The sequence below is a fragment of the Bifidobacterium tibiigranuli genome (genome assembly GCF_022655035.1).
GTDB classification, from domain to species: Bacteria; Actinomycetota; Actinomycetes; order Actinomycetales; family Bifidobacteriaceae; genus Bifidobacterium; species Bifidobacterium tibiigranuli_A.
Genome location: NZ_JALCUA010000010.1, coordinates 15,706 through 39,438, shown reverse-complemented (window position 1 = coordinate 39,438; position 23,733 = coordinate 15,706). Strand labels below are relative to the sequence as shown.

The following is a 23,733-nucleotide window of genomic DNA, read 5'->3' as shown; positions in this document are numbered from 1 at the left end:
GCGGCATGACCTCAGCCAGACGCATGATTCAAGCCATCGCGACCGCAGGGGCCGCAGTGGCGCTGCTCGCCGCCTGCGCTGCGCCGGGTTCGGGTTCAGACTCGGGTTCGGCTGTCTCTCCATCGCATACGGCCAAGCCCGCTCCGACGCTCGCCAAGGTGTTCAAAGACGCCCATGTGTCCGTCTGCATGGCAAAGGTGCTGGGGCAGTCCGCCGACAGCCCGGTGAACACGAAGAAGGCGGCGGCTCTGGATTCGCTGTCCTTCCCGGCGTACGCGCAGCAATATCACCAGCAGTGTGGTGCCCAGCTGCAGCAAGTGCAGACCCTGCAGGGACTGGAAGTGTTCACCGGTCTGCGGTATCTGGACGTCAGCTCGCTGCCTGCTCTGAGCTCGTTGCATGGCGTCAGCCGGCTGACCAAGCTGGAACAGATCAATATGTACGGGACGAGCATATCCGACATATCTGCCTTCGGCGCGCTGCCCAAGCTGTCGCAGGTCGCGCTGAGTTCAAACGTATGCGACTTGGCTGCGCTGAAGCAGCTGCCGCTGAAATCGCTGAGCGTGGCATGTCCGACGGCCGATATCTCGCCGATCGACGGCAAGCAGACGCAGCTCTATGTGCATGCGCCGTATGACGAGAATATCGTGCGACGTTCCGCGCAATCGGGCAACACCGTCACCATCCAGAACCAGGATGGCTCATTCGATGTGTACCGCACCGTGTCGGGAGAAGTCCAAGTAACGCATATGTAGCATGGCTGTGCAGCCCTCGGGTTGTGCAGCACAGCAGGTGCGCGTTGAAGCGGGTCCTTTCCTGCGCGGTCTTGCGCGGGAAAAGCGCTATTCGCCTTGCTATTCTGTCGGTACGGTATCGACCTTGCGGTCATTGACGCCTTGCTGTTCCACCGGTGCTGATATTGGCGCGATCTCGCCGCTGTGGCCGTCTGCGCTTCTGTCTTCGACCGCGACTTCGCTCCCACTGCGCTGTGTGCGCTTGAGCACTATGGACTTGGACGCTATGAACGTGGACGTTACGAATCGGATCAACGCACGCGCAGCCGAGTATAACCATTCCAAACCGTACCCGGCGAGCGGAACCATCATGGCGGCGAAGGGGAACACGTACACGCTTTTCGCCTCCCACAGCAGGAAGCACAGGAATCCGGCGGCGATGATGCACGCATTCAGGCAGAGCGCCTCGAAGGCGTCGCGGTTCTTCTTCCGCGCCGTTATGCCACGGATGCAGCCAATAGTGCAGAAGGCATACAGCAGGAATTGGTAGACGTTGGTGAACGAGACGAGCAGTTGGCTGCTGGGCCCGAACATGGCCGCGCCCAGCAGCGAGCTGTTGGCGCGCCGCGGAGAGAGCGACGAGTACAACAGACTCTGATAGGTCGGCTCCGCCCACTCCGAGGCCAGCTTCTGTATGAAGAAGGTACTCGCTGACTGCGGGTCGCTCGTAAAGCCGTTGATAGCGTTGCGAATCGTATCCTGGGCGGCCTGCTGCTGCAGTGCCGTGTTGCCCTTGTAGATGACGTAGTGGTGGATGGCTGAAGCATCCCACCACCCGGGCATCCACGTTGCCCCGCCTGAGTGCGTAAGACCTATCGCAATCCAGGAAAGCTGGGGCAAACCGCCGCCGAATTTCTGGCCCACGATATGCTCGACGAGCGGCACGGACAATCCCGACGCCCAATGAGCCGCCGCAAAGAGAATGATATCAAGCGCAATCAGCCAATACATGCGTTTCCGGATTGCCGAAAGCACGAGCAGAAGCACGAAGGCCAGCACGAAAAGAACGACGGTTCCCTTGATGATCATGGCGAGGGTGCCGATGGCGAAGGCCCCGAAGGTCCATATGGCGGCTTGCAGCGCATCCTGCTGCCGCATCGCCTGCAGCGCGCAGAGCACGGCGAGCAGCACGAAGAACAGTCCTGCGGCGTTGGTGTAGATGAATCCTGCCGACATGAGCAACGGCACGTTGACGGCGAGCAGCAGCACGGTTATCCGCTGCCCTTTTTCACCAAGTCCGATATAGGTGCTGATCTTCCAGATGGCCCACACCGAGGATGCGGTCAGTATGGCATTGAGGATGAGCAGGGCGAACAAATTGTCGGGGCCGACCAGCAGGAAGATGAGGGTGAACCACAGCAGCCCGCCGGTCTGGAACGGATACCAGGAATAATACGAATAAAAGGTGGGATGGCCGACACCGTGCGGGGCGAAATCGTGGAAATGGCCTAGGGAAAGCGAGTTCGCGGACTGGATAAGGCTGGTGGAATCCGGGTAGCTGAAACTGTTTCCGGTTATGTCGAGCGCCAGAACCCAGAGCAGGCATGCAGCGAGCGCATACACGAAGATGAACAGCCCTATGTGGGCCTTCGGCTGCAGCTTGGTCCAGGCGTAGGCGGTTCCCGCGAGGAAAACCAGCAGGACAGCAAACCCGAGGTAGAACATCGGCGTAGGTAGGATCTGGCGAAGATCCATCCGTTCCGTCGTGATGTTGTGGAGCGGCGAGGCATGGGGCGCTAGAAGAAAAAGCCCAGTGTGCGACCAGGATATCCCGGCGAGAAAGGCGGCTATGGCGCAGGCGAGCGCGACCGCCACGGTCTGCAGCACCATCGCGATACGAGCGGGGAGATGCGGCTTCTTCAAGACTGGTATCTCGAGCGAAGCTGGGCCTTGGCTCAGATGGTTGCCGTTCTTCATTCCGCCTCGTTCATTGCTCACGTAAGTTGAAACCGCGTCATGATGCACGATGCCGCAAAACCCAAAGGAAGATCCATCATAACGCCGACGGCTATTCTAGGCATCTTTTCTGATAGAGCAAAAGACGCATAACGCATCTACTTGGAATATCTACGTGAACGGTGAACGGTCATTCATAGCTGCCCGATGATTACTCACAGGCCAGTCCGTCCTTGTCTCTGTCGAGTTCTGGGCGGTATCCAGGATCTCCACGGTGAAGCGGAGCCTTGCCTGCCCGCCGAACTGCAGTGCAGTTAGCATAATACGTACCGGAAGGCTGTGCCGGTTTTGCGGGCTGCGAGGATTGCGGAATGTATTGACCCGTCGTCTGGTCAAACCAGAACCAGCCGTTCCATTCCGGTACATATGTCCGCCCATGCGCCATTTTTCCGGTGTTCTGGTCGAAATAATAGTAGGCGTTCCCTTGCCGTTGCAGCCCGTGCACCATTTTGCCGGTTACTGAATCATAACGGACCCATTTCCCGCCATTGGAACGGACAAAAGTGTCGCCGTGGAACATCGCGCCGGTATATGTATCGAACAGATACCATCCGGTATGCGCGGCGTCGTAGTTGACAAACTGCTCCCCGTGAGCCATTTTCCCTGTAGTCCAGTCGTAGTACACCCACTTGCCGCCATTAACTCCGACGTAGTGTATGCCCTTGAACATGGCTCCGGTAGTAAGATCGAAGAAATACCATCCGCCGTTTTTGTAGTTCTCCCCTTTGACCATATAGCCGTTATGGTCGTAGCGAACCCATTTACCACCGTTAGACCATTGATACACATCTTTATCGTGCGCGATTGATCCGTCCGAATCCGCCCAATACCATGCGTTTGACCCGGGGTCAAAGAACTCCTTGGACGAGGCAACGGTCCCCTGTTCGCACCAACGTCTCGCGGAGAGGCTGTCGGAATGAACCCACCCCGTGTATTCCGGCTGCTGGCTGCATTCAACGGAGGCTTCGGCATTGCCCTCGGCAAATGCAGACGGAATGCAAGTCATCGTGGTCAGTGCCAGGCAAGCGGCAACAATTAGCGAACTGTATTTATGATGAATCATAGAGCGCCTTCGCATCTTTCTCAGTGAAAATGATTGATATAGGGCATTATATGCCAAGTCTGGTATCCAAACGTCGCAACCCCCGCATGAGGATGAGGCATGTGCGGGGGTTGCGACGTATCAGCACGGTTTTGCATCACGATTCCCGCATGAAGGACATGGCGGTGCGGGGGTTGCACAGTTTACGTTTCGGGAAGAATGCTTGGCATGGGAGGAGAACTTCCTAGTGCCTGCGGTGGGCTGGGTGAGCGTGCGAAGTTGTGGTGCCGCCAGCGGCAGGAGCGGCTGCGACTAGCGCTTCGCGCTGCTGTTTGGCGAGGCTGGGGAAGAACAGCATGTTGACTTTCGGCACATGATAGAGGCCCCAGGTGAGCAGAAGGTCGATGATGGTGCGCACGGCGAAGATGACGTAAGGAACCGCGACTCCATGCGTCAAGGCATCGAGCCGGGGAATGACGTGCCCCCACGGTGTGATGCTGTCTTCGACAAGATGAATGCACAGAATCGGCAGGGTGTACTGCCCTACCAGCGACAGCCCTTTGCCCAAGGGGGGCACTGCCTTGTCGATGACCATGCAGATGCCCACGATGCCCAACGTGGCGCAGAACGAGCCGACCAGTGCCAGCAGCGGCCGCTGGCCGTATTGGTTCACGGCCATGCTAAAGCCGCTGAACTCCCAGAAGAACAGTCCCCACACCGCGAACGGCACGATCCAGAGATAACGGTGGTGCCGCAGGAAGCCCAGCACGTCGCCTTGCCGAGCCACATAGCCGATATAGACGAACAGCGTTGCGGTCATGCCCGACTGAATGCTGACGGGGAGCCAGACCACCCGTGCGCTGAAATACCCGATGCAGAAGATGAGGAGGATCCAGAGTGGCGCGCCCTTCATCCGGGCGAAAATATGCATGAGTAAATGGGCCCAGAACAAGGCCAGCAGGAACCAGATGGCCCCGATGGATGCCGGAGCCTTCCACAGGAAGTTGTTGGTTCTGGCACCGGCGCCGTACAGCGCCGTGAGCATCCAATGCCTGAACGCCGTTCTCCCTCCAGTACGGGTCGACCATGCTATCAGCGTGTTCAGCACCACCACGGTCAGGGAGGTTATGCCGTATGTCGCCAGCAGCTCCTTCGATTCCTTGGCGCCTCTGAAAGGCCGCTCGGGATGCATGAAATAGCCTGAGAGGATGAAGAACAGGGGCATATGGAAGGTAAAGCAGAAATGGTACAGATACGCGGCAAGAGAGCCGCTCGCGGGGGCGTTATTGACGATCAGGATGCTGTGTCCGAGTATGACACAGAGGATCGCCACCCCTTTGGCGATGTCGAAGTACCGAATTCTTGAAGCCATGCCCTCATCCCCGTGGTTGGAAGTCAACTGTACAAGTATAGAAGATTTTGTCGGACTTCTCAGCACAAAATATGAGGATATGGAGAAAATGCACACAATGCTGAAGATTTGGCGGACGGACCATTAAGATTACGACAGGTATGATTCGAACGACACGAGGGACAGCCAAAAAATGCCAAGCATGAAATTCGCCAACATCCTGTTGGAAAACAATCCTCGGGCCATAGCCTACCCGGGCATGTACTGCAAGGCTGACCAGCCGGTGGTTTTCGACGATGAGACCGCAGACTGGGTCATGCTGCGCGCGGGCGTCTTCGACTTCACCACGTATTTCAATTCGCTTTCGGTCGCGAAGCTGCGCAAGTACACCATCGCCGAGGATTTCACGTTGCATGTGGAGCTCAAAGGCGCGGCTTGCGAAGTGCAGCAGACGATGGGCGATGCCTTCGCCGCGCATTCCATCCTGGTCGATGGCAGCGTGCAGCAGGTCGCCGCCAGCGAGGAATGGCAGAGCGTCGATCTGCCGCTGCGCGTTGACGAGAACATGGTGATCGTCGGATTCTCCATCACGACGCAGGGCCGCGTCGAGATCAGGAACGGCTTCTACGGCGTCGACTATTCCGGCGAGCTGCGCGATGTCGAGCTGGCGCTGTCCACGACGACGTTCAAGAAGGAAAGCTACATCATCAACAATGTGAATCTGGTCAGGCAGCACATCCTCGAATCCGAGGACGATATCGCCAGCCACTTCCATATGTACGTCATCGACAACGGCCGCACGCTGGATGCGGAAGGCATGAGCGGCGATGGCGTGCAGGTGATTCCGAACGACAACGTCGGCGGGGCGGGCGGCTTCACGCGCGGCATGCTCACCGCGATGGAGCAGACGCCGGTGGCGACGAACGTCCTGCTCATGGACGACGATGTGGCCGTCTCGCCGGAGAGCATCAAGCGCACCTACAACCTGCTGCGCCTGCTCAAGGAGGAGTACCGCGACGCGATGATCAGCGGTGCGATGCTCAACTTCGAGATCGGCGAAGACCAGTGGGAAGATATCGGGTTCATGACGCCGGAAGGCACTTTCGCGCCGTGCAAGCCGAGCATTCGCCTGACGAAATTCGAGGATCTCATCTACAACGAAACCTTCACCACCACCTCGACGATGCGCAAGAGCATGTACGCGGCATGGTGGTACTGCTGCATACCGATTGACGTGATCAAGCGCAATGGGCTGCCGTTGCCCTTCTTCGTGCGCTGTGACGACGCGGAATACGGGATTCGCTGCAAGACACCGTTCATCACTATGAACGGACTGTGCATCTGGCATCTGTCCTTCCATGAGCGTTACAACGCCGCCGTCGAGCGCTACCAGACGACGAGGAACACCATGGTTGCGCAGGCCGTGTGCGATATGGCTCCCAGCTCGGACTTCATGCATGAGCTCAAGAACAATATCCGGCTTGAGCTCAAGAAGTTCGGCTATGAGAACGCCGAGCTGTGCCTCGATGCCTTCGAGGACTTCCTCAAGGGGCCGGAGTTCATCAGCACGCCGGGCATCGCCGAGAAGACCTTCATGGCCGCCAACCGCAACAAGGAGCAGCTGGTGGACTTCGAGACCCTGCAGCGCCAGGCCGACGAGGACCCGGACCTCAAGGGCTTCAATGTCCATGACATCGATCGCCAGCTCATCGATGGCAACAAGCCCCGCACGATTGCCCAGCGGCTTGATGATTTCGTCACCGATAACGGGCAGCGCTACCTCACGAGCGAAGGCAAAGGCTATGCCGTGATTCCCATGCAGGGATGGCTATACCCCGCCGGCGTCATCCGCGGCAAGAAAAAGCTTGTGATCATGGACTGGTACAACCGCAAGGGCGCCATTCGCGCCAAAGACGCGAAGCGCTACCAGCAGATCGAAAAGCGGTATAAGCGCGACCTCAAGTACTACAAGGCCAATATCGACCGCTTGAAGCAGGAGTACGCCGAGGCGCGGCAAACGCTGACTTCCGTCGATTACTGGAAGCACTACCTGAAGATGGCGTGACGGTATCCGCTGCATGCATGACGGTTTGTTGGCGTGCAGCGGAGGCATCGGCCTGCTAGTGGATGTTCGCAGGAATCATATGCGCGACGAACATGCCGATATAGGTGATGGCGATGAGTGCCGCGACGATGCGGTTCAGCCGTGCACTATCCTGCGCATGCATGCCTGCCGTCGGCATGAACAGCATGACCAGCGGCAGGCAGGGCACGAAGTAGCGTCCCTGCATGCCTTCGGCATAGCCGCCGAGCTTTCCGACCCAGATGAGTATCATCGCCAGGCAGATTAGCGAGAAGAAGACCGCCACGCTGGCAAAAGCCGTGAGTTTCTCCGGAACCCTGAGATTGAGCTGGTGTGCCGTCTGCAAGCCAACAAGGACGAATGCCAGCAATATGGGAGCCATGATTGTCAGCGGCAGCATCGTGTCCTGGCTGCCGACTGCAAGCTCGACGTTCCTGCCGATGTTATCGACGCTTTCGACCGAATGATTCAGCGGATTGACCAATGATTTTATGATGGTTCGCACGAGGAGCCACGGATGGGCCATCAGCTGATGGCTTATGCCGCTCATCTTGCTGAGGCTTTTCGCGCCGGGCGCGATCATGCGTACGGCATGCTGCCAGAGGAGAGCCGGGATGACGGCGCACAGCGCAGGGAAGGCAAGAGCGGCGTACTCTGCGGCCTTCCCCTTGGCAGGTGGAGTGATGGCAGACGGCGCGACGGTGTGCGGGGCGATGCCTAACGGAAGTATGATCAGCAGCGCCAGGCTCGTCGGTTTCGTGCAGCCCAGGAAGAACGCTGCAATGGTGAGTCCGAGCAGCACCCAATGCCGATGCCGCGTCGAACGTCTGAGCATGAACACGAATCCGATGAACAGGAACGCGATGGCATTGGTGACCGCATCCGCTGTGGGAAACACATACGAGAGAAACGCCGTCGGCAGCAGCGCCGAAATCGCCAGCAGGCTCGACAGCTCGGCGCTGATGGCTATCGCGAATCCCGTGATCAGCGCGCATGACACCAGCGTCATGATGGAAGCAGTCATGTAATTCCCAGTGCCGAGCAATGATGGAAAATACAGAAACGGCGAATACGCGGCCGTGTTGTTGAATGGCTGGAAGTGACCAGCAGCATCGAGGCCGCCGAATTGCGAGGGGTCCGCAGGATTGGGAATCGCCCTGATCTGGCCTGATGCTACCTGCAAGGCGCGCAGCCATTGATTGGCCCCGTCATTTTGCGCAGGAGCCTTGTCGAACATGATAAACAGCACGCCATAGATCAGAGTGAACACGATGTATGCGCACCCGGTTGCGATGCTGTTGCGCCATGGAGCGCGCACGGGCAGGGCGGGCCGGATAGGCCGAGCATCGGGAACCGACCTCCCACGGGCATGCAGTGGAGGCTTGCTCTGATTCGGGCGCCATGGCTCGAAACGCCTGGCATCATGCGCCGAGTGGCGACTCGCGCCGTCGCCTATCTCATGGGACTCCATCGGATGCCTCTTTCGCTCAACTTGACATCTCCAGTCTAAGGGAATGCGGGAATGATGGAGCGCCACGACGGCACGCCGATCGTTTCCGAGGCGCTGAAGCTCCTTGGGCCCTATACTGGGCTTGGTAATGGTAAGGAATCGGGCACGGTGCCCCAGGGGCTGCTCTTGGGGCACCGTCATGGCACAAGGTGGTTGGCGTGAAGATTGCGGTTGCGGGTACTGGCTATGTCGGGCTGTCGGTGGCGTTGCTGCTGGCCCAGCACAATGAGGTTCATGCGCTTGATATCGTCCCCGACAAGGTAGCGATGCTCAATCGGGGGCGCAGCCCGATCGTCGACCGTGAGATCGCCGAATTTCTCGACGGTAATGCCAGCGGAGAGCGGCCATTGGATTTCGCGGCGACCCTCGATCCGGCGCAGGCCTATGGCGATGCGGAGTATGCCATAGTTGCGACCCCCACGAACTACGATTCGCAGAAGAATTATTTCGACACGTCGAGCGTCGAATCAGCGATTGCCGCCATCCGCGCGGCGAACAGCAGCGCGTGGATCATCATCAAGTCCACCGTTCCCGTCGGTTACACGCAGCATCTGCGCGATGCGCTCGGTGACGACCGTATCCTCTTCTCGCCCGAGTTTCTGCGCGAAGGCCATGCGCTCTATGACAATCTGCATCCCTCTCGAATCGTCGTCGGCGCACCCCAGTCGGACGCGTCGGCCTTGGCTGCAGCCACGCGCTTCGCCGAGCTGCTCGCTCAGGGTGCCGATCTCGCCGAAGCTGCGCGTGCCAATGAGGATGGCAGCCGCGGCATCCCGCAGCTCGTGGTCGGCCCCACTGAGGCCGAGGCCATCAAGCTGTTTGCCAACACCTATCTGGCCTTGCGCGTGGCGTATTTCAACGAGCTCGACACCTACGCCGACAGCCGCGGGCTTAACGCCCAGGAGATCATCCACGGCGTGTGCCTCGACCCGCGCATCCGCGACAACTACAACAACCCGAGCTTCGGTTACGGCGGGTACTGCCTGCCCAAGGACACCAAACAGCTCCTGGCCAATTACTCGCAGGTTCCACAGAATCTGATCTCTGCGATAGTCGACGCGAACCGCACGCGCAAGGACTTCATCGCCACTGAGATAGAGCGGCGCATCGAGGGCATCAACAAGCCAGTGGTCGGCATCTACCGGCTCACCATGAAGTCCGGGTCGGACAACTTCCGCCAGTCCGCGATTCAGGGCATTATGAAGCGCATCAAGGCGCGGGGCGTCCCCGTCATTGTCTACGAGCCCACGCTCAATGCTGCCGATTTCTTCGGCAGTGAGGTGACCCACGATCTTGAGTCCTTCAAACAGCGTGCGGATGTCATCGTGGCGAACCGCTGGAATGATGACCTTGTCGATGTTGGCGACAAGGTGTTTACCAGAGATCTGTTCAAAAGGGACTGACGGGTTCTCTGACGGCTGTCTTGTTGCAGCAGAGCGGATGGGCGATTTGCCGGTGGCTCATACGATATCGGGTTTTCGATTTCGAACGGGTGCCGGGCGAGCGTGCATCATGCGGCACGGTGCGGTATCGTTCGATATAATATTGATGAAATTCAATGAAAAATCGCCGACCGCTCCAAGGTGAGCAGGCTGCTACGGCATTGCCTGATGCCTGGTCTGGCGCGCTAGGGAAGGTTCTGGGTTCTCTCTATGGCAGACGGATCGTATGGCAGCACGGCCGTATCTTCAGCCGCGGCACAGCACGGACGTGAGACGACTGCCTGGCCTTCGACGCTCGGGCGTCTTGCGCGAGCGTGGTGGCTTGCGGCGGCGGCCGTCGTTGTAGCTGCCGTGCTGCACGGGTATATGGCATTGACGGCGGTGGCTCCGGCGTTTCCCTATGATGAGATTACGCTTCTGCAATATGCCAAGTACTTCTCCGGCACTGGCATGTCCATTCCTGTGATGGGCGGAGGGTATTTTCCGGCCTGGTCATTCCTGCTCGCCCCCATCTGGTGGGTCACTGCGGATCCGGGCACGTTTTACCGCATCGCCGTCTGGCTGGGCGTTGGCATTGCGCTGCTGACCATCTGGCCGCTTGCCTGCCTGGTCCGTCGTTTTCAGCTCTCCGCCCCGCAATCCGTGCTCGTGGCCGGACTGGTTATGTGCATGCCGTCGCGCACAGTGCAGGCGGCGTACACACTGAGCGAGAAGTTCCTGATGCTGGCCTTGGCCTGCGCAGCCGTAGCGGCATATCGACTCTGGGAGAAGACCACATATGGGCGCATGGCGATGCTTGCGCTCTTGGTCGCGCTGGTAGTGCTCACGCACGCGCGGGCGATCATCGTGCTGCCAGTCACGTTGCTATGGCTGCTGTTTCTGGTGAAACGCAATTGGCGGGTATCCCTGAGCGCAATCGTCGCAACGGGGCTGCTCGCAATAGCAGGATACCGCTTCGCGATGCGGCTGAATACCAAGCTCTTGGCGCTGCCATTCAACCAGGGTACGAACGTATCCCAAAATCTGCGCTCCCCGTTAGGCATCATCGCCAGTGCGGTGCTTGGCCAACTGTGGTATCAGGTGGTTTCCTCCCTGGGCATTATCATTATCGGCTTCGTGGCGCTGCTGGTCATTATGGTCCGGGATTGGAAGAAGGAGAAGACCTTCGGTCCGGCGTTGTGGCTGCTGGGCGTGCTTGCAGGATCGTCAGCGCTGTCGATGCTGTCCTGGTCGTCGCACGATATGCTGTTCAGCGATGATCGCGGGCGTCTCGACGCTTGGATATATGGACGGTACATTGATCCTTTTGCCGCGTTGATTGTGGCCGTCGGGCTGGCGATGATCATCAGGGGATTGCATGCTTCGCAGCTGTTCTCGCTCTTCGGCATCGGTCTGCTGGTCATCGTGCCGACGGTTTTCTGGGTTGCTCCGCGCGCTGCGACATGGGGTGCCATCACCCCTGCGCATGTTCCGGGCATTCTTCCATGGAGCGGTGCGTTGCCGTTTGCCCAGCAGCAAGACCCTGGCTGGCTGCTCAATGCTCAGCCCGGACCGTACCGCACTTGGGGCTGGCTGACGCCGACCTTTACCAACGACACTCGGTTCTGGCTCTTCGCCTCATTGACGTCAATCGTCTTCTGGCTCATGCTGCTTGTCGCGCGCCAGCGCAAGACGCTGATAGCCCTCGTGCTTGTGGTCGCCTGCTGCTTCGGCGGCGTCCTGTCGCGCCCCGCGGTGGAGGCATACCAGGGCAAGGACGGCGGCGTGCCTCCTGTGGTAGGCACGATGAAGGAGATTTCCGATCGCTACCATGTTTCCACATTGTCATTCGACACTGTGTGCCGCACGAATCCGGGGAATTCGGCATGGGTCCAGAACGTCTTCGCATTCTGGTTCCAGTCCGATCTCAAGCTCACTGACTCATATGGCTCGTTCAGCACCGAACTGGTCATCGGCTGTCAGGACTTTCCCGCAGCGGCATCGGTCCACGCGCTGCAGGTCGGCAAGGAAAGCTCCATTGGCTACCAGCTGTGGGTACTGCCCGGCCATTTGCAGGATGAGCTGAAGGTGGCGGGGCTGGCTTCTTGACGGGGTTGTGTGAATGAAAGGCAGATATGCGAAGCTGCGGCGAAGCCTCTGTCACAATAGTATGAACGCATGAATCGCAACGGTTGCCATGGCGCTTTGCCGCTCGTGGCACCTCACTGATAGGATTGCAAACCGTGAACCAACTGGTAAAGAGGATCAAAGAGCGGTATAGCTATGCTTGGACTGTGCTGCGCGGTCTGGTCAAAACCGATTTCAAGCTGCGCTACCAAGGGTCCTTCCTCGGTGTCGCCTGGTCTGTGCTCAAGCCTTTGATGCTGTTCTGCGTCATGTACCTCGTCTTCGCGAAGTTCCTGCGCATGTCGGACGGCACGCCGACCTATCCCGTGGTGCTGCTGCTGGGCATCAGCTCGTGGCAGTTCGTCACGGAATCCACGAATGTGGGCCTGCGGTCGGTTGTGGACCGCGGCGATCTGCTGCGTAAGATCCACTTCCCCAACTACATCGTCGTAGTCTCCGCCACTGTGGGCGCCCTTATCAGCTTCGGCATCAACCTGCTGGTCGTGCTGGTCTTCGCCATCTTTTCGCGGGTCAAATTCACCTGGGATGTGCTGTGGGTGCCGCTCAACGTTGTCGAGCTGTATGCGGCGACGCTGGCGATAACCCTGCTGATGGCGACGATGTATGTGTACTTCCGCGACATCGCGCAGATCTGGGAAGTGCTGCAGCAGCTGATCTTCTACGCCATGCCTATCATCTACCCGCTGCTGTACGTCACTCAGCACGGCGGACCGCTCGCCTCTCTTGCACGGCTTGAACTGCTCAATCCCTTCGCGCAGATCATTCAGGATATCCGGCACAATCTCATCGCACCGGAAACGCAGCCGACGATATGGAACCAGTTCAGCAACTGGGGCGTCAGGCTGGTGCCCCTGGTGCTGACTGCGTTGGCGCTGTGGCTGAGCATCTATCTGTTCCGGCGCAACAGCCGCAAATTCGCGGAGGTGATGTGATGACGTATCAGCAGGATGAACGCATGACGGTACGGCGCAACTTCGAGGATGCTCCTGTCGTCCTTTCAGTCGACCATATTTCGAAGTCCTTCAAGCTTCCCACGGAGCAGGCGACGGGCCTGAAGCAGGCCGTGATCAACTGGACCAAAGGCATCAAGGGCTTCCGCAGACTCGATGTGCTCAAGGACATCAGCTTCGAGGTGCATCAGGGCGAGTTCTTCGGCATCGTCGGGCGCAATGGCGGCGGCAAATCGACCTTGCTCAAGCTGATTTCGCAGATCTACTATCCTGAGACCGGCCAGATCAGCGTCACCGGCAAGCTTGTGCCCTTCATCGAGCTGGGCGTGGGCTTCAACCCCGAACTGACTGGGCGCGAGAACGTCTACCTCAATGGCGCGCTGCTGGGATTCACCCATGAGCAGGTCGACGGCATGTACGACGACATCGTGGAATTCGCCGAGCTGCAGGACTTCATGGATCAGAAGCTGAAGAACTACTCCTCGGGCATGCAGGTGCGGCTCGCGTTCTCCGTGGCCATCAAAGCCCAGGGCGACATCCTCGTGCTGGATGAGGTGCTCGCAGTCGGAGATGAGGCCTTCCAGCGCAAATGCGACGATTTCTTCACCGAAATCAAGAAGGATCCCACCAAGACAGTTATTCTCGTCACGCATGATATGAATTCGGTGAAGCGCTACTGCTCCCGGGCACTGATGATCGCTGATGGGGAAGTCGAGGCTGCCGGTGACCCTGAGACGGTTTCGCAGCAGTACACGCTGGCGAATCTAGCGGTGCAGCGTGCGGAGGAGAAGCAGCGGCGGGAGGCTCGCGGAGGGTATGCGAACGGTCTGAACGAACGTTGCCCCATTCTGCGCACGAGTGCAGTGTCCTCGCAGGTGTGCTCCGGCGAAGAGCCGTTCGTCTTCGACGTCGAATACCAGTACGACGAGCCGGGGGACTTCTATCTGGCCATCGCACTGCACGACACACGTCGTGGCGGCATAACCTACGACACTGGGGCCAAGGTCTTCAGAGTCAGGCAGCATGGGCATCATACGATTCGCTTCAGCCTGCCGCTCGATGCGTTCAATAACGGCGAGTTCCGGCTGATCACTTCGCTGCGCACCCCGATGGCGAACGATCCGAGGGGAACCGATGCCGTGGGCGTCGCGCTGGACGAGAATTCGTGCAGCTTCGCGATTCGCAACGACAGGAACGACGAATACGCCCTGCTCAGCGACCGCGCCCTGGTCATGACTCCAGTCGACGACTCGCTGATAGAGACGGTGCACTACGAGGCCGCAAACATCGAGGATTCCGCCGCAGAGCATGCTGTAGAGCGTGCCGGCGGGATTGCCAGCGGACGTACTGACGAGCGCACTGACGGGATTGCGTAACTGCGGCAAACATTCACTGTAGAAGGGATTGTGCGCACCTATGAAGGGCATTGTTCTCGCGGGAGGCTCTGGCACCCGCTTGTATCCGCTGACCTCGGTCACATCCAAGCAGCTGCTGCCGGTGTACGACAAGCCGATGATCTACTATCCGCTGTCGACGCTGATGCTGGCCGGTATCCGCGATATTCTCATCATCTCCACGCCGCAGGATCTGCCGAACTTCGAGCGCCTGCTCGGTGACGGCTCGCGATTCGGACTTTCGCTGAGCTATAAGGTGCAGCCGTCTCCCGACGGCCTGACGCAGGCCTTCCTGCTGGGCGAAGATTTTATCGATGGCGATGCCTGCGCGCTGGTGCTTGGCGACAACATCTTCTACGGCAACGGGCTTTCGAAACAGCTGGGCGAAGCGGTGCGCCGCGCTGAGACTGGCGAGGCGACGGTGTTCGGCTACTACGTCGATGACCCTGAACGCTTCGGCGTCATTGAGTTCGATGATGACGGCAAGGCGGTCTCCATCGAAGAGAAGCCTGCGCATCCCAAGTCGCGCTACGCGGTGACCGGGCTGTATTTCTATGATTCGCGTGTGGTCGACTTCGCCAAGAGAGTCAGGCCTTCCGTTCGAGGCGAGCTGGAAATCACCGATCTCATTCAGCTGTATCTCGACGATGGCTCGTTGCATGTCGGCACGCTGGGCCGTGGGTATGCGTGGCTCGATACCGGTACTATGGAGTCGCTCTACGAGGCCGGCGAATTCGTACGCACAGTCCAGCGATCACAGAGCCTGCCCATATCAGTGCCGGAGGAAATCGCCTATGTGCACGGCTGGATTTCGCGTGACGCTCTGGAATCCGCGGCACGATCCTATGGCAAATCAAACTACGGGCAGTACCTGCGGCAGGTGGCCGAAGAGCGGCTGTTCTCCTGATGGAACTCATGGCGCTCATGGAGGCGCGTACGGCATGACATATATATCCGTTTCGTTAAGGTAATGAGCCATGACTGATGTGTTTTCTCCTTCGTGTGTGTTGGTGACTGGTGGGTGTGGGTTTATTGGCTCGAATTTCGTGCGTTGGGTGGTGGAGCATGAGCCGGGTGTGCGTGTGGTGGTGCTGGATGCGCTGACGTATGCGGGCCGCCTGGACAATATCCGGGGCGTGCTGGGCGAGCGGGTCTCGTTCGTGCATGGGGACATCCGGGACGCGGAGCTGCTGGACCGTATCGTGCCGGGGTGCGATGCGATCGTGCATTTCGCGGCGGAGTCGCATAATGACAATTCGATCGCGGACCCCGAGCCGTTCGTGTCCACGAATGTGATGGGCACGTTCCGTTTGCTTGAGGCGGCGCGCAAGTATGGCGTGCGCTTCCATCACATCAGCACGGACGAGGTGTACGGGGACCTGGCCCTGGATGATCCGGAGCGCTTCGTGGAGGAGCGGGCGTACCGGCCGTCCTCGCCGTATTCGTCTTCGAAGGCGTCGAGCGATCTGCTGGTGCGGGCGTGGCATCGCACGTACGGGGTGCGGGCCACGATCAGCAATTGCAGCAACAATTACGGCCCGTACCAGCATGTGGAGAAGTTCATCCCCCGCCAGGTCACGAACATCCTGGACGGGGTGCGCCCGAAATTGTACGGCGACGGGCGCAACGTGCGCGACTGGATCCACACGCAGGACCACAGTTCGGCGGTGTGGACGATCCTGACGCGGGGCCGGCTGGGCGAGACGTATCTGATTGGCGCTGACGGGGAGCGGGACAATATCACGGTTTTGCGCGACATCCTGCGCGTGATGGGCCGCGATGAGGATGATTTCGACTGGGTGCGCGACCGTCCGGGCCATGACCGGCGGTACGCGATCGACTCGTCGAAGCTGCGCCGCGAGCTGGGCTGGATGCCGCAGCACACGGACTTCGAGTCGGGATTGCGCCAGGTGGTGGACTGGTATGCCGGGCATCGCGAGTGGTGGGAGCCGGTCAAGGCCGCCACCGAAGCCCGATACAAGGCGCAGGGGCAGTAAAGGTCCGCTGCTACTGGCAGGCGTCGAAAGACCACGCAACAACACAATCCCAGGAAAACGCCAAGCTGTACATGATGGTGAATTGCGTGATGCAATCGCATCTAACTCGCAGCGCCTGAAATGTTGAGTGTACTGAAAATAGAAGGCAAACTCGGTTTCTATTTCTAGTGTACTGAAAATATGGGTCCATAATCTGTCTAATTTTCAATACGCTGGAAATCGCACTGTCTACGATGCGTGTAAACCGGATATGCTTTGCCGGGTTCGCATAGTATGGTGATTTGGGTTTGTAGAGAATTGTCAGGGGCGGAATCGTCGGAGACTGTCGGGAAGGACGGTGACGTTGGAGTTCGAAGGTAAGGCATGGGTGGAACGTGCCGGATTTTCTATGCTGATAACGATTGTAGGCATGTGACAATATGAACAGATGGATTAAGATCGCCGGCAATGTACTGACCGTGCTTGCCGTTGGCTTCGTGATATGGAAGCTGGCGTCGCAGCATATCGATTACTCGGCGCTGCTCAGTCGGCAGGCCATTGTGCCATTGCTGGTTATCGTCGTTGCTCAGACGCTTATCGTCATCGCCAATGGGCTGCCCTGGACTCTTTTGGTGTCCGCTATCACCGATACGAAAATCAGCTTCCGGCAGACATGCCCGGTATATCTGAAATCGAATCTGATGAAGTACATACCTGGAAACATCTTTCAGTATGTGGGCAGAAACGAATTCGCTGCCCGCTACGATGTTTCGCATATCAAAATCGCTTCGGCGACGATTGTCGATGTGGCGCTGAATGTGCTTTCCGGCTTTATCATCTCCCTGTTATTCTTCCGGAGCTATATATTCGATGTCGTAGCGCATAATCGTTTTGTGGCTATCGGAGCGGTGATTTGCGCAGCTGGGCTCCTCGCGCTGCTCGTTGTGATATATGCAAAGCGCCAATGGGTGAAGGGCGTTGCAAGCCGGTATTCATATCTGCTGTCAGGGCGCAGCATCGTGACCATTCTTGAATGCCTTGCGTACTATCTTTGTGTGTTGTTTGCCGGAGGCGTGCTGTTTGCACTGGTCGTGTACTGGCTGCTCGGCGAGCCTTTTCAGTTGAGTTCATCGCTCATCCTCGTTTCGGCATACACGCTCGCATGGCTTGTCGGCTTCATTACGCCAGGCGCGCCCGCAGGCATAGGCATCAAGGAAGCGGTGATGATAGGCGCGGTGTCCGCTACGGTGGCAAGTCCCGCAGCCATCACCTTGGCCATGGTTGTGACTCGCATTATCATGACCATAGCTGATGTTCTGGCATTCCTTGCCATCCCGTTGATCACTCGTGCCGGGAAGCAGCCGGTTTCTAGCGACTCGCACCAGGCTGAGTCAACGGATGCTCAGTAGCATACGATTTTTGCAAAGGTAACATATGAATATCGTTGTTTTCGGCGGTTCGGGTTTCATCGGCAGCCATATGGTCAGATGCTTGTCGACCGACCCCGGCAACCACATCACCGTGTTCGATCACTCTGTGGCCGCAGGGCAGCGCCAGGGAATCACCTATGTCCAGGGCAGCTTCGCTACAGGCTTTGACTTCGCCGGGCTGGTGAGAGGCGCAGACCTTGTTATCCACCTCATCAGCACATCGGTGCCGGGCACGGAAAGCGGGGCGCTGTCCGAAATCCAGCGCAATGTCATACCGAGCGTGGAGCTGTTTCAGGCGTGCGCCGAATGCGGCGTCAAGAAGGTCGTGTTCCTTTCGAGCGGGGGCACCGTCTATGGCAATTCAGGCAGACAGGCGAACAGGGAGACCGATCTGCCCGACCCCATCAACACCTATGGGCTGCAGAAGCTCATGATCGAGCAGGCGCTGCGGCTGTGCGCCACAACTGGCGGCTTCGACTGCCAGATCATCAGGCTCTCCAACCCGTATGGCCCCGGCCAGAACCCGCAAGGGCCGCTCGGACTGATCACCAAGCTGGTCTACCAGGCCATCAACGGCGAGACCATCCAGATCTTCGGCGATGGCTCGGTCGTACGTGACTTTATCTACATCGATGACGCCGTGGCGTGCATCATGGACGTGATCGGCAACGGCGCTCCCAACGAAACGGTCAATATCGGACGAGGCGTCGGCACGTCGGTCAGCGAGGTCATCGAAACGCTGGAACGGGTGCTGCCCATACAGGTGAACGTGACGCACCGGCCGGGGCGCAGCGTGGACGTTCCGTATTCCGTCCTTGACATCGCGAAATACCGGAGCTTCGGCAGCGTGCGCGAGTTCGTGACCTTGGCCGATGGCATACGCAAAACCTACGATTTCTTTCGGAAAGGACGATCATGAAGAAGCGTCTGCTGGTCACCGCGTCGACATTCCCGCGCTGGAAGGACGACACCGAGCCGAAGTTCATCTATGACCTGTGCATGCAGCTCAAGCAGCACTACGACGTGACCGCGCTGGTTCCCGCTGCTCCCGGTGCGCGCAGCACAGAAACGATGGAAGGCATCCGCGTCAAGCGCTTTAGGTATTTCCCCATCGCCTCGTTGCAGACTCTTGCCTACCCGGGGGCGATTGTGCCCCGCATCCGGGAGAAGAAGGCCCGCGCCCTCTTGGTGCCGTTCTTCTTCATCGCGCAGTACTTCGCCACGCGCCGCGAGCTGAAGCATTGCGACGCCGTGCTGGTCAACTGGTTCGTGCCGCAGGGGGTCACGCAGTCCTTCCTGCGCAGGAAAAAGCCCTATATCGTCTCCGGTCTCGGCGGAGACGTGACCTCGCTCAACGGCTTCCCGTTCAAGCAGCTCAAGCAGCGCGTCATCGACGATGCCGGGGCGGTCACCGTGGTCTCGCGCGATCTCAAACATACCTTGCAGACGCGTTATCGGCATACGCAGCATGTGCAGGTCATTCCCATGGGCGTCGACCTGACCTTTTTCGGCCCCAAGCATCGCGACGAGGCCTTGCGCAAGACGATCGGCAAGCCCATTGTGCTCTTCGTCGCCCGGCTCGCCGAGAAGAAGGGCGCACGGTACCTGCTTGAGGCCATGCAAGGTCTCGACGCGAAGCTGCTCATCGTCGGCGATGGCCCTGAACGCGCGATGCTGGAAGGGCGCGCACGCCAGTTGCAGCTCGATTGCGAGTTTCTAGGGCCGAAGAACAAGACCGAACTGCAATCGCTATATGCATCCTGCGATGTGTTCGCGGCACCGTCGGTGGTGGCGGCGGACGGCGACAAGGACGGTCTGCCGGTCGCGATTCTGGAAGCCATGGCGTCAGGCGCGCCCATTGTGGCCTCGGATATTGCCGGCATTGGCGAAGCGGTGGCGGACGGCGAGAACGGCTATCTTACGAAACCGGGGGACGTCGATGCGCTGCACACGGCAATTGCGAAGGTACTGTCCCCGGGAGACGACGGATACAAGCGTTTCTCCCAGCGTTCGCTTGCACTCGCCGGACGTTTCGATTTCGCGCAGATCGGCGAAGAATACCGCAAGCTGATCGATGCGTTGATCCGTTGATTTGACACCTGTCTTTTTTCAGAAGGAATCATGCTTCTGAAAAACGAACTGGTCAGGCCGACGCGCCGTTCTGTTTTGGCTGAGTGGGTCGGCTGCCTTCCTGCACAGTCGCAAACCCGTCCCACTCGTCCTGTTTGGCCCAAATGGCCTGATACGGCGCGGAATACTGGATCTCCTTGGTGCGTTCGAGCTCGTCCTCTACAAGCCGGCGCTGGATGCGCTGCACTTCGGAGATGATCTGCAGCGCGACGCATACCGTGGCGATCATCAGCAGGGCGACGCCAAGCAGCATCGACTGCAGATGGCCCTTGTCCTGGCCTATTAAGGCGAGCGCGAGAAAACGGATGATCGGAATCAGCCCCAGCACGCCGAAGATGATGGCCGCCCATTTGAAGATGACGTTGGATTTGAACATCAGGAAACTGCGGATGATCGCCCCGCCCGACTTGGCCATATGCTCGAAGATGTTCGAAAACAGCCGCGATTCGCGGGTTTTGGGATTCGTCGTGATCGCGTACGATGCGATGGCGATGCGCTTGTTGCCCGCCTGAATGATCGTCTCCATGCAGTAGCTGAACTCGGTGACGATGTTGAGCTGAATCAGCGAACGCTTCGAATAGGCGCGGAATCCGCTCGCCGCATCGGGAATATGCGTGCCAGCGGCCTTATTCACGACCCACGAGCCGAAATGCTGCATGGCCTTCTTGAAACCGCTGAACTCGCTGATTTTCGCGGTCTGACGGTCGCCGACCACGATATCGGCCTCATGGCGGACGATGGGCTGGACCAGCTCGCCGATGGCCTCGCTGGGGTACTGGTTGTCACCGTCCGTGTTCACCACGATATCCGCGCCATGCTTGAGCGCATAATCCACACCATCGCGGAAGGCGCGCGCCAGCCCCATCGGCTTGGCGTGATGCACTACATGCTGCACGCCAAGGCTGCGGGCCACCTCGACGGTGCGGTCTGTGCAGCCGTCGTCGATGATCATCAGCTGGATATCGTCGATGCCCGATATGGTCGTGGGGATTTTGGCCAAGACGAGGGGAAGTGTCGTTTCCTCGTTCAGGCAGGGAATCTGGATGAAAAGCTTCATGGTTCCTTCGAGTCGTTCCTTCAAATCATTGCGTGATGCTGCTTACGCCAATTGTAGACAGTGAGGGGGAACGTCCTCCGCGCGGCTCGTGGTTATCTTGTTGTCCCCCGTCTTCCCTGCCTGCTGGAACGAAAACGCTACTGAGCAGTCCGACGTTTTCGTTCTAGCAGGCACGGGATAGCGCTACAATCCGGACGCAACCCGCCTAGTCCGTTATGGTCTGCTCCTTGAACACCTTGCCCCAGGCGTCGATGCTGCAGATGTCGGATTCGCGGTATTCCTGGGACAGACGCTCCCAGTTCTTCAGTAGGGTCTGCGATATGCGCAGCCCCTCGCGGACCTGCTGCCTGAACAAGGCGCTGTCCCGTCGGCACCAGGCCACCGTGTTGCCGTCGGGCGAGGTGACGAGCGCGGAGTTGACGCCCACGAATGAGCGCCATATAGCCTGATCGGAGGGGATTGCCACATCCGGCTGGGCGTCCTTAGTGCCGTCGCCGCGCGAAACCAACGCACGGGCTATGGCTTTGAGACCGCTTTTCTTGATGGCCTTGGACGTGGTCGGCGTAAATGGCATGGCGAATTCGCGTGCCGGCGCGGGAACCTCATCCACGTCCGTGATCAGCGTCGTATCGGCGAAGCCCTTGCGCGCCTGCTGGACCTGGGCCATCTTGCCGGGCATGGAATCGAGGATGTATTGCGGCCCGCGCAGGATGTCGCGCAGCCCCATATGCCGCAGTCGCAGCGCGGAGTAGACGAGCTTGATGCCTACGTTGACGTCGCCGTAGAGCATTTCGAAGGCGAAGCGGCGGCTGGGCTTGGGGCAGTGCAGCAGGCCGCAGATCCAGCGGTTGCGCTGGAAGAAGTACTCCTCCCACGTTCTCGACGGGTCCTTGTCATGCCACGCCTGATGCCAGACGGCCACACCGGGCAGGCACACCGTGTGGTAGCCGTGTTCGGCGGCACGCAGCGCGTATTCGGTGTCGTCGAATTTAATGAAGAAGGGCATCGACAGGCCGATCTCCTTCATGATGGCCGTGGGGATGAGGCACATCCACCAGCCGTTGAAATCCGAGTCGATGCGACGGTGGCGCTCGGGCGAGTCGCGTAGCGGGAAGCGCGCGAAATCATGGTTGTAGTCCAGTCCTTGCGACGGTTTCATCCATACGCTGGCGGGGACGAAGCGCTCGCCCTGCGTGTAGAGCACGGTGCGGTTGTCGAGATGCAGCATGCCGCCGCCCACGATGGTGGGGCGTTTGGTGTAGTCGGCGAACTGCAGTGCGCGCAGAATCGCCTCCGGTTCGCTGATGGCATCGTCGTCCAGCAGCAGCGTGTACGAGCTGGTGCCTGCCTTGAGCGTCTCGTACATGCCGCGCGAGAAGCCGGCCGAGCCGCCCATGTTGGTCTGGCGCAGATACGTCAGCCGACTGCCGAGCTCGTTTGCGACCTGCTCGAAGCCAGGCTGGTCGCGCACCAGGTCGGTGCCCTGATCGGTGCAGTAGATGGTGTCGAGGCGCTCCACCAGCGCCGGCTCGTGCGCGATGGTGCGCAGCTGGCGCAGGCAGTACTTGGCGCGGTTGAAGGTGGTGATGGCGATGGACAGGGTGGTGCTGGCGGTGCTGGTGCTGCCCGTGTCGCTCGGTACCGCCGTCTTCTCGCCACACGGCACCGACCATTGCGCGTCCTCGATGTTCAGCGCCGCATCGTTGCCGGCTTTGGCGTCGAACCAGAAATAGCCGCCGTCGATCAGCCCGTTCATGGGGAGCACAGTTTCGATGCTTGCGAAGCCATCGGCGTCGAGCATGGCTTCATCATGGGTGGTATCGACGTTGATGGTGTCGAGCGCGGAGAAGAGGCCGCGGCCCGAGGATTTATACAGTGCAATTTCGCCGATTCCGCGCACCTTCGCGCTGAACCGCACGGCGCTGATGCCCGTCCAGCGCTTCCAATAGCTGGCCGGGAAGGCATTGAAGAAGGTGCACAGCGAAACGTTTCTGCCGGCGAGCACTGTCATCGCATGGCGCGAATCGACGGTGAAGACGTCGTTGGCTGCAGTGCTGGCGTGGTCTTCGATGCTTTCGTTGAGCAGATGCCGCACGGCCTTGCTGTTCATGCTGTCGAACGGCATCTTCTCCATATCGAGGCGAGGGTTGAACACGTCGTCGGTGAGATGCGGCCTCGTCCATTCGATGGCGTACAGGGGGAGCACCAGATCCTGGTCGCTCACAGGGAACACGACGCGGCTGACCGCCTCCCAATTCCGGTCGTCCGTATCGGTGCCTGACTGGTACATAGTATGCATGGTCCTCATTATATGGAACTGCGCGTAAGTGTGCGGGCGAGCGCCGCGTTGGGCGGCGTAGCAACGAGCCTTGATGCTGCTGTTGCCTCGGCGTTGCCCCATTGCGCCGACCTCGTTGGACTGAGGGCTTCGCAGGTCGGTACGGTAGAATGACCTGCGATATGGCGAGTATGGGTTGCGATGCGTGACGCG

General features: G+C 59.2%; 17 protein-coding genes. 11 read left to right on the top strand and 6 right to left on the bottom strand.

What is annotated here, in order from left to right; genetic code table 11:
- Positions 1-5: 5 nt before the first annotated feature.
- Positions 6-755, top strand: coding sequence for a leucine-rich repeat domain-containing protein (locus LKK40_RS09220; RefSeq protein ID WP_152581511.1), 750 nt, complete (start codon positions 6-8; stop codon positions 753-755).
- Positions 756-854: 99 nt separating this feature from the next.
- On the opposite strand, the gene LKK40_RS09215 is transcribed toward LKK40_RS09220, so the two are convergent.
- The 3 genes from LKK40_RS09215 to LKK40_RS09205 form a co-directional block, all read right to left on the bottom strand.
- Complete coding sequence (locus LKK40_RS09215; RefSeq protein WP_152581510.1) at positions 855-2,711, bottom strand: glycosyltransferase family 39 protein; 1,857 nt, start codon at positions 2,709-2,711, stop codon at positions 855-857.
- Positions 2,712-2,901: 190 nt separating this feature from the next.
- On the bottom strand, positions 2,902-3,813 hold the full coding sequence (locus tag LKK40_RS09210; protein ID WP_237564510.1) for an excalibur calcium-binding domain-containing protein: 912 nt from the start codon (positions 3,811-3,813) through the stop codon (positions 2,902-2,904).
- A gap of 223 nt (positions 3,814-4,036) precedes the next feature.
- Positions 4,037-5,164, bottom strand: coding sequence for an acyltransferase family protein (locus LKK40_RS09205; RefSeq protein WP_152581509.1), 1,128 nt, complete (start codon positions 5,162-5,164; stop codon positions 4,037-4,039).
- Positions 5,165-5,336: 172 nt separating this feature from the next.
- Between LKK40_RS09205 and LKK40_RS09200 the strand changes: the two genes are divergently transcribed.
- Positions 5,337-7,208, top strand: coding sequence for a glycosyltransferase (locus LKK40_RS09200; protein ID WP_152581508.1), 1,872 nt, complete (start codon positions 5,337-5,339; stop codon positions 7,206-7,208).
- A 55-nt stretch (positions 7,209-7,263) separates the two neighbouring features.
- Here the strand turns inward: LKK40_RS09200 and LKK40_RS09195 are convergent, their stop codons facing one another.
- Entirely contained in the window at positions 7,264-8,496 is a 1,233-nt protein-coding gene (locus LKK40_RS09195) for a DUF2142 domain-containing protein (RefSeq protein ID WP_304310342.1), read from the bottom strand.
- Positions 8,497-8,894: 398 nt separating this feature from the next.
- Between LKK40_RS09195 and LKK40_RS09190 the strand changes: the two genes are divergently transcribed.
- The 9 genes from LKK40_RS09190 to LKK40_RS09150 all read left to right on the top strand — a co-directional run bounded on the left by LKK40_RS09190 (position 8,895) and on the right by LKK40_RS09150 (position 20,146).
- Positions 8,895-10,139 (top strand): nucleotide sugar dehydrogenase, encoded by a 1,245-nt coding sequence (locus tag LKK40_RS09190; protein WP_152581506.1) that lies wholly within the window; start codon positions 8,895-8,897, stop codon positions 10,137-10,139.
- Positions 10,140-10,388: 249 nt separating this feature from the next.
- A complete protein-coding gene (locus LKK40_RS09185; RefSeq protein ID WP_152581505.1) occupies positions 10,389-12,266 on the top strand; it encodes a hypothetical protein in 1,878 nt (625 codons plus the stop codon).
- 134 nt (positions 12,267-12,400) lie between these two features.
- Positions 12,401-13,237 carry an ABC transporter permease gene (locus LKK40_RS09180; protein WP_152581504.1) on the top strand — a complete coding sequence of 279 codons (837 nt, stop codon included), beginning with the start codon at positions 12,401-12,403 and terminating at the stop codon, positions 13,235-13,237.
- Positions 13,237-14,631, top strand: a complete 1,395-nt coding sequence (locus tag LKK40_RS09175; protein ID WP_152581503.1) for an ABC transporter ATP-binding protein — start codon at positions 13,237-13,239, stop codon at positions 14,629-14,631. Before LKK40_RS09180 ends, LKK40_RS09175 begins: the two co-directional genes overlap by 1 nt.
- 40 nt (positions 14,632-14,671) lie before the next feature.
- A complete protein-coding gene (gene rfbA, locus LKK40_RS09170) occupies positions 14,672-15,556 on the top strand; it encodes a glucose-1-phosphate thymidylyltransferase RfbA (protein ID WP_152581502.1) in 885 nt (294 codons plus the stop codon).
- Between the two features lie 70 nt (positions 15,557-15,626).
- Positions 15,627-16,646 (top strand): dTDP-glucose 4,6-dehydratase, encoded by a 1,020-nt coding sequence (gene rfbB / locus LKK40_RS09165; RefSeq protein WP_152581501.1) that lies wholly within the window; start codon positions 15,627-15,629, stop codon positions 16,644-16,646.
- A 419-nt stretch (positions 16,647-17,065) separates the two neighbouring features.
- Positions 17,066-18,034: a lysylphosphatidylglycerol synthase domain-containing protein gene (locus tag LKK40_RS09160; protein ID WP_152581500.1), complete on the top strand. Its 969-nt coding sequence runs from the start codon at positions 17,066-17,068 to the stop codon at positions 18,032-18,034.
- A 25-nt stretch (positions 18,035-18,059) separates the two neighbouring features.
- Positions 18,060-18,974, top strand: a complete 915-nt coding sequence (locus LKK40_RS09155) for an NAD-dependent epimerase/dehydratase family protein (protein WP_152581499.1) — start codon at positions 18,060-18,062, stop codon at positions 18,972-18,974.
- Positions 18,971-20,146, top strand: a complete 1,176-nt coding sequence (locus tag LKK40_RS09150) for a glycosyltransferase (RefSeq protein WP_152581498.1) — start codon at positions 18,971-18,973, stop codon at positions 20,144-20,146. Before LKK40_RS09155 ends, LKK40_RS09150 begins: the two co-directional genes overlap by 4 nt.
- A 52-nt stretch (positions 20,147-20,198) precedes the next feature.
- On the opposite strand, the gene LKK40_RS09145 is transcribed toward LKK40_RS09150, so the two are convergent.
- Together LKK40_RS09145 and LKK40_RS09140 are read right to left on the bottom strand one after the other, a co-directional pair.
- On the bottom strand, positions 20,199-21,242 hold the full coding sequence (locus LKK40_RS09145; protein ID WP_304310341.1) for a glycosyltransferase family 2 protein: 1,044 nt from the start codon (positions 21,240-21,242) through the stop codon (positions 20,199-20,201).
- 205 nt (positions 21,243-21,447) lie between these two features.
- A complete protein-coding gene (locus LKK40_RS09140) occupies positions 21,448-23,541 on the bottom strand; it encodes a glycosyltransferase (protein ID WP_237564509.1) in 2,094 nt (697 codons plus the stop codon).
- Positions 23,542-23,733 lie beyond the last annotated feature (192 nt).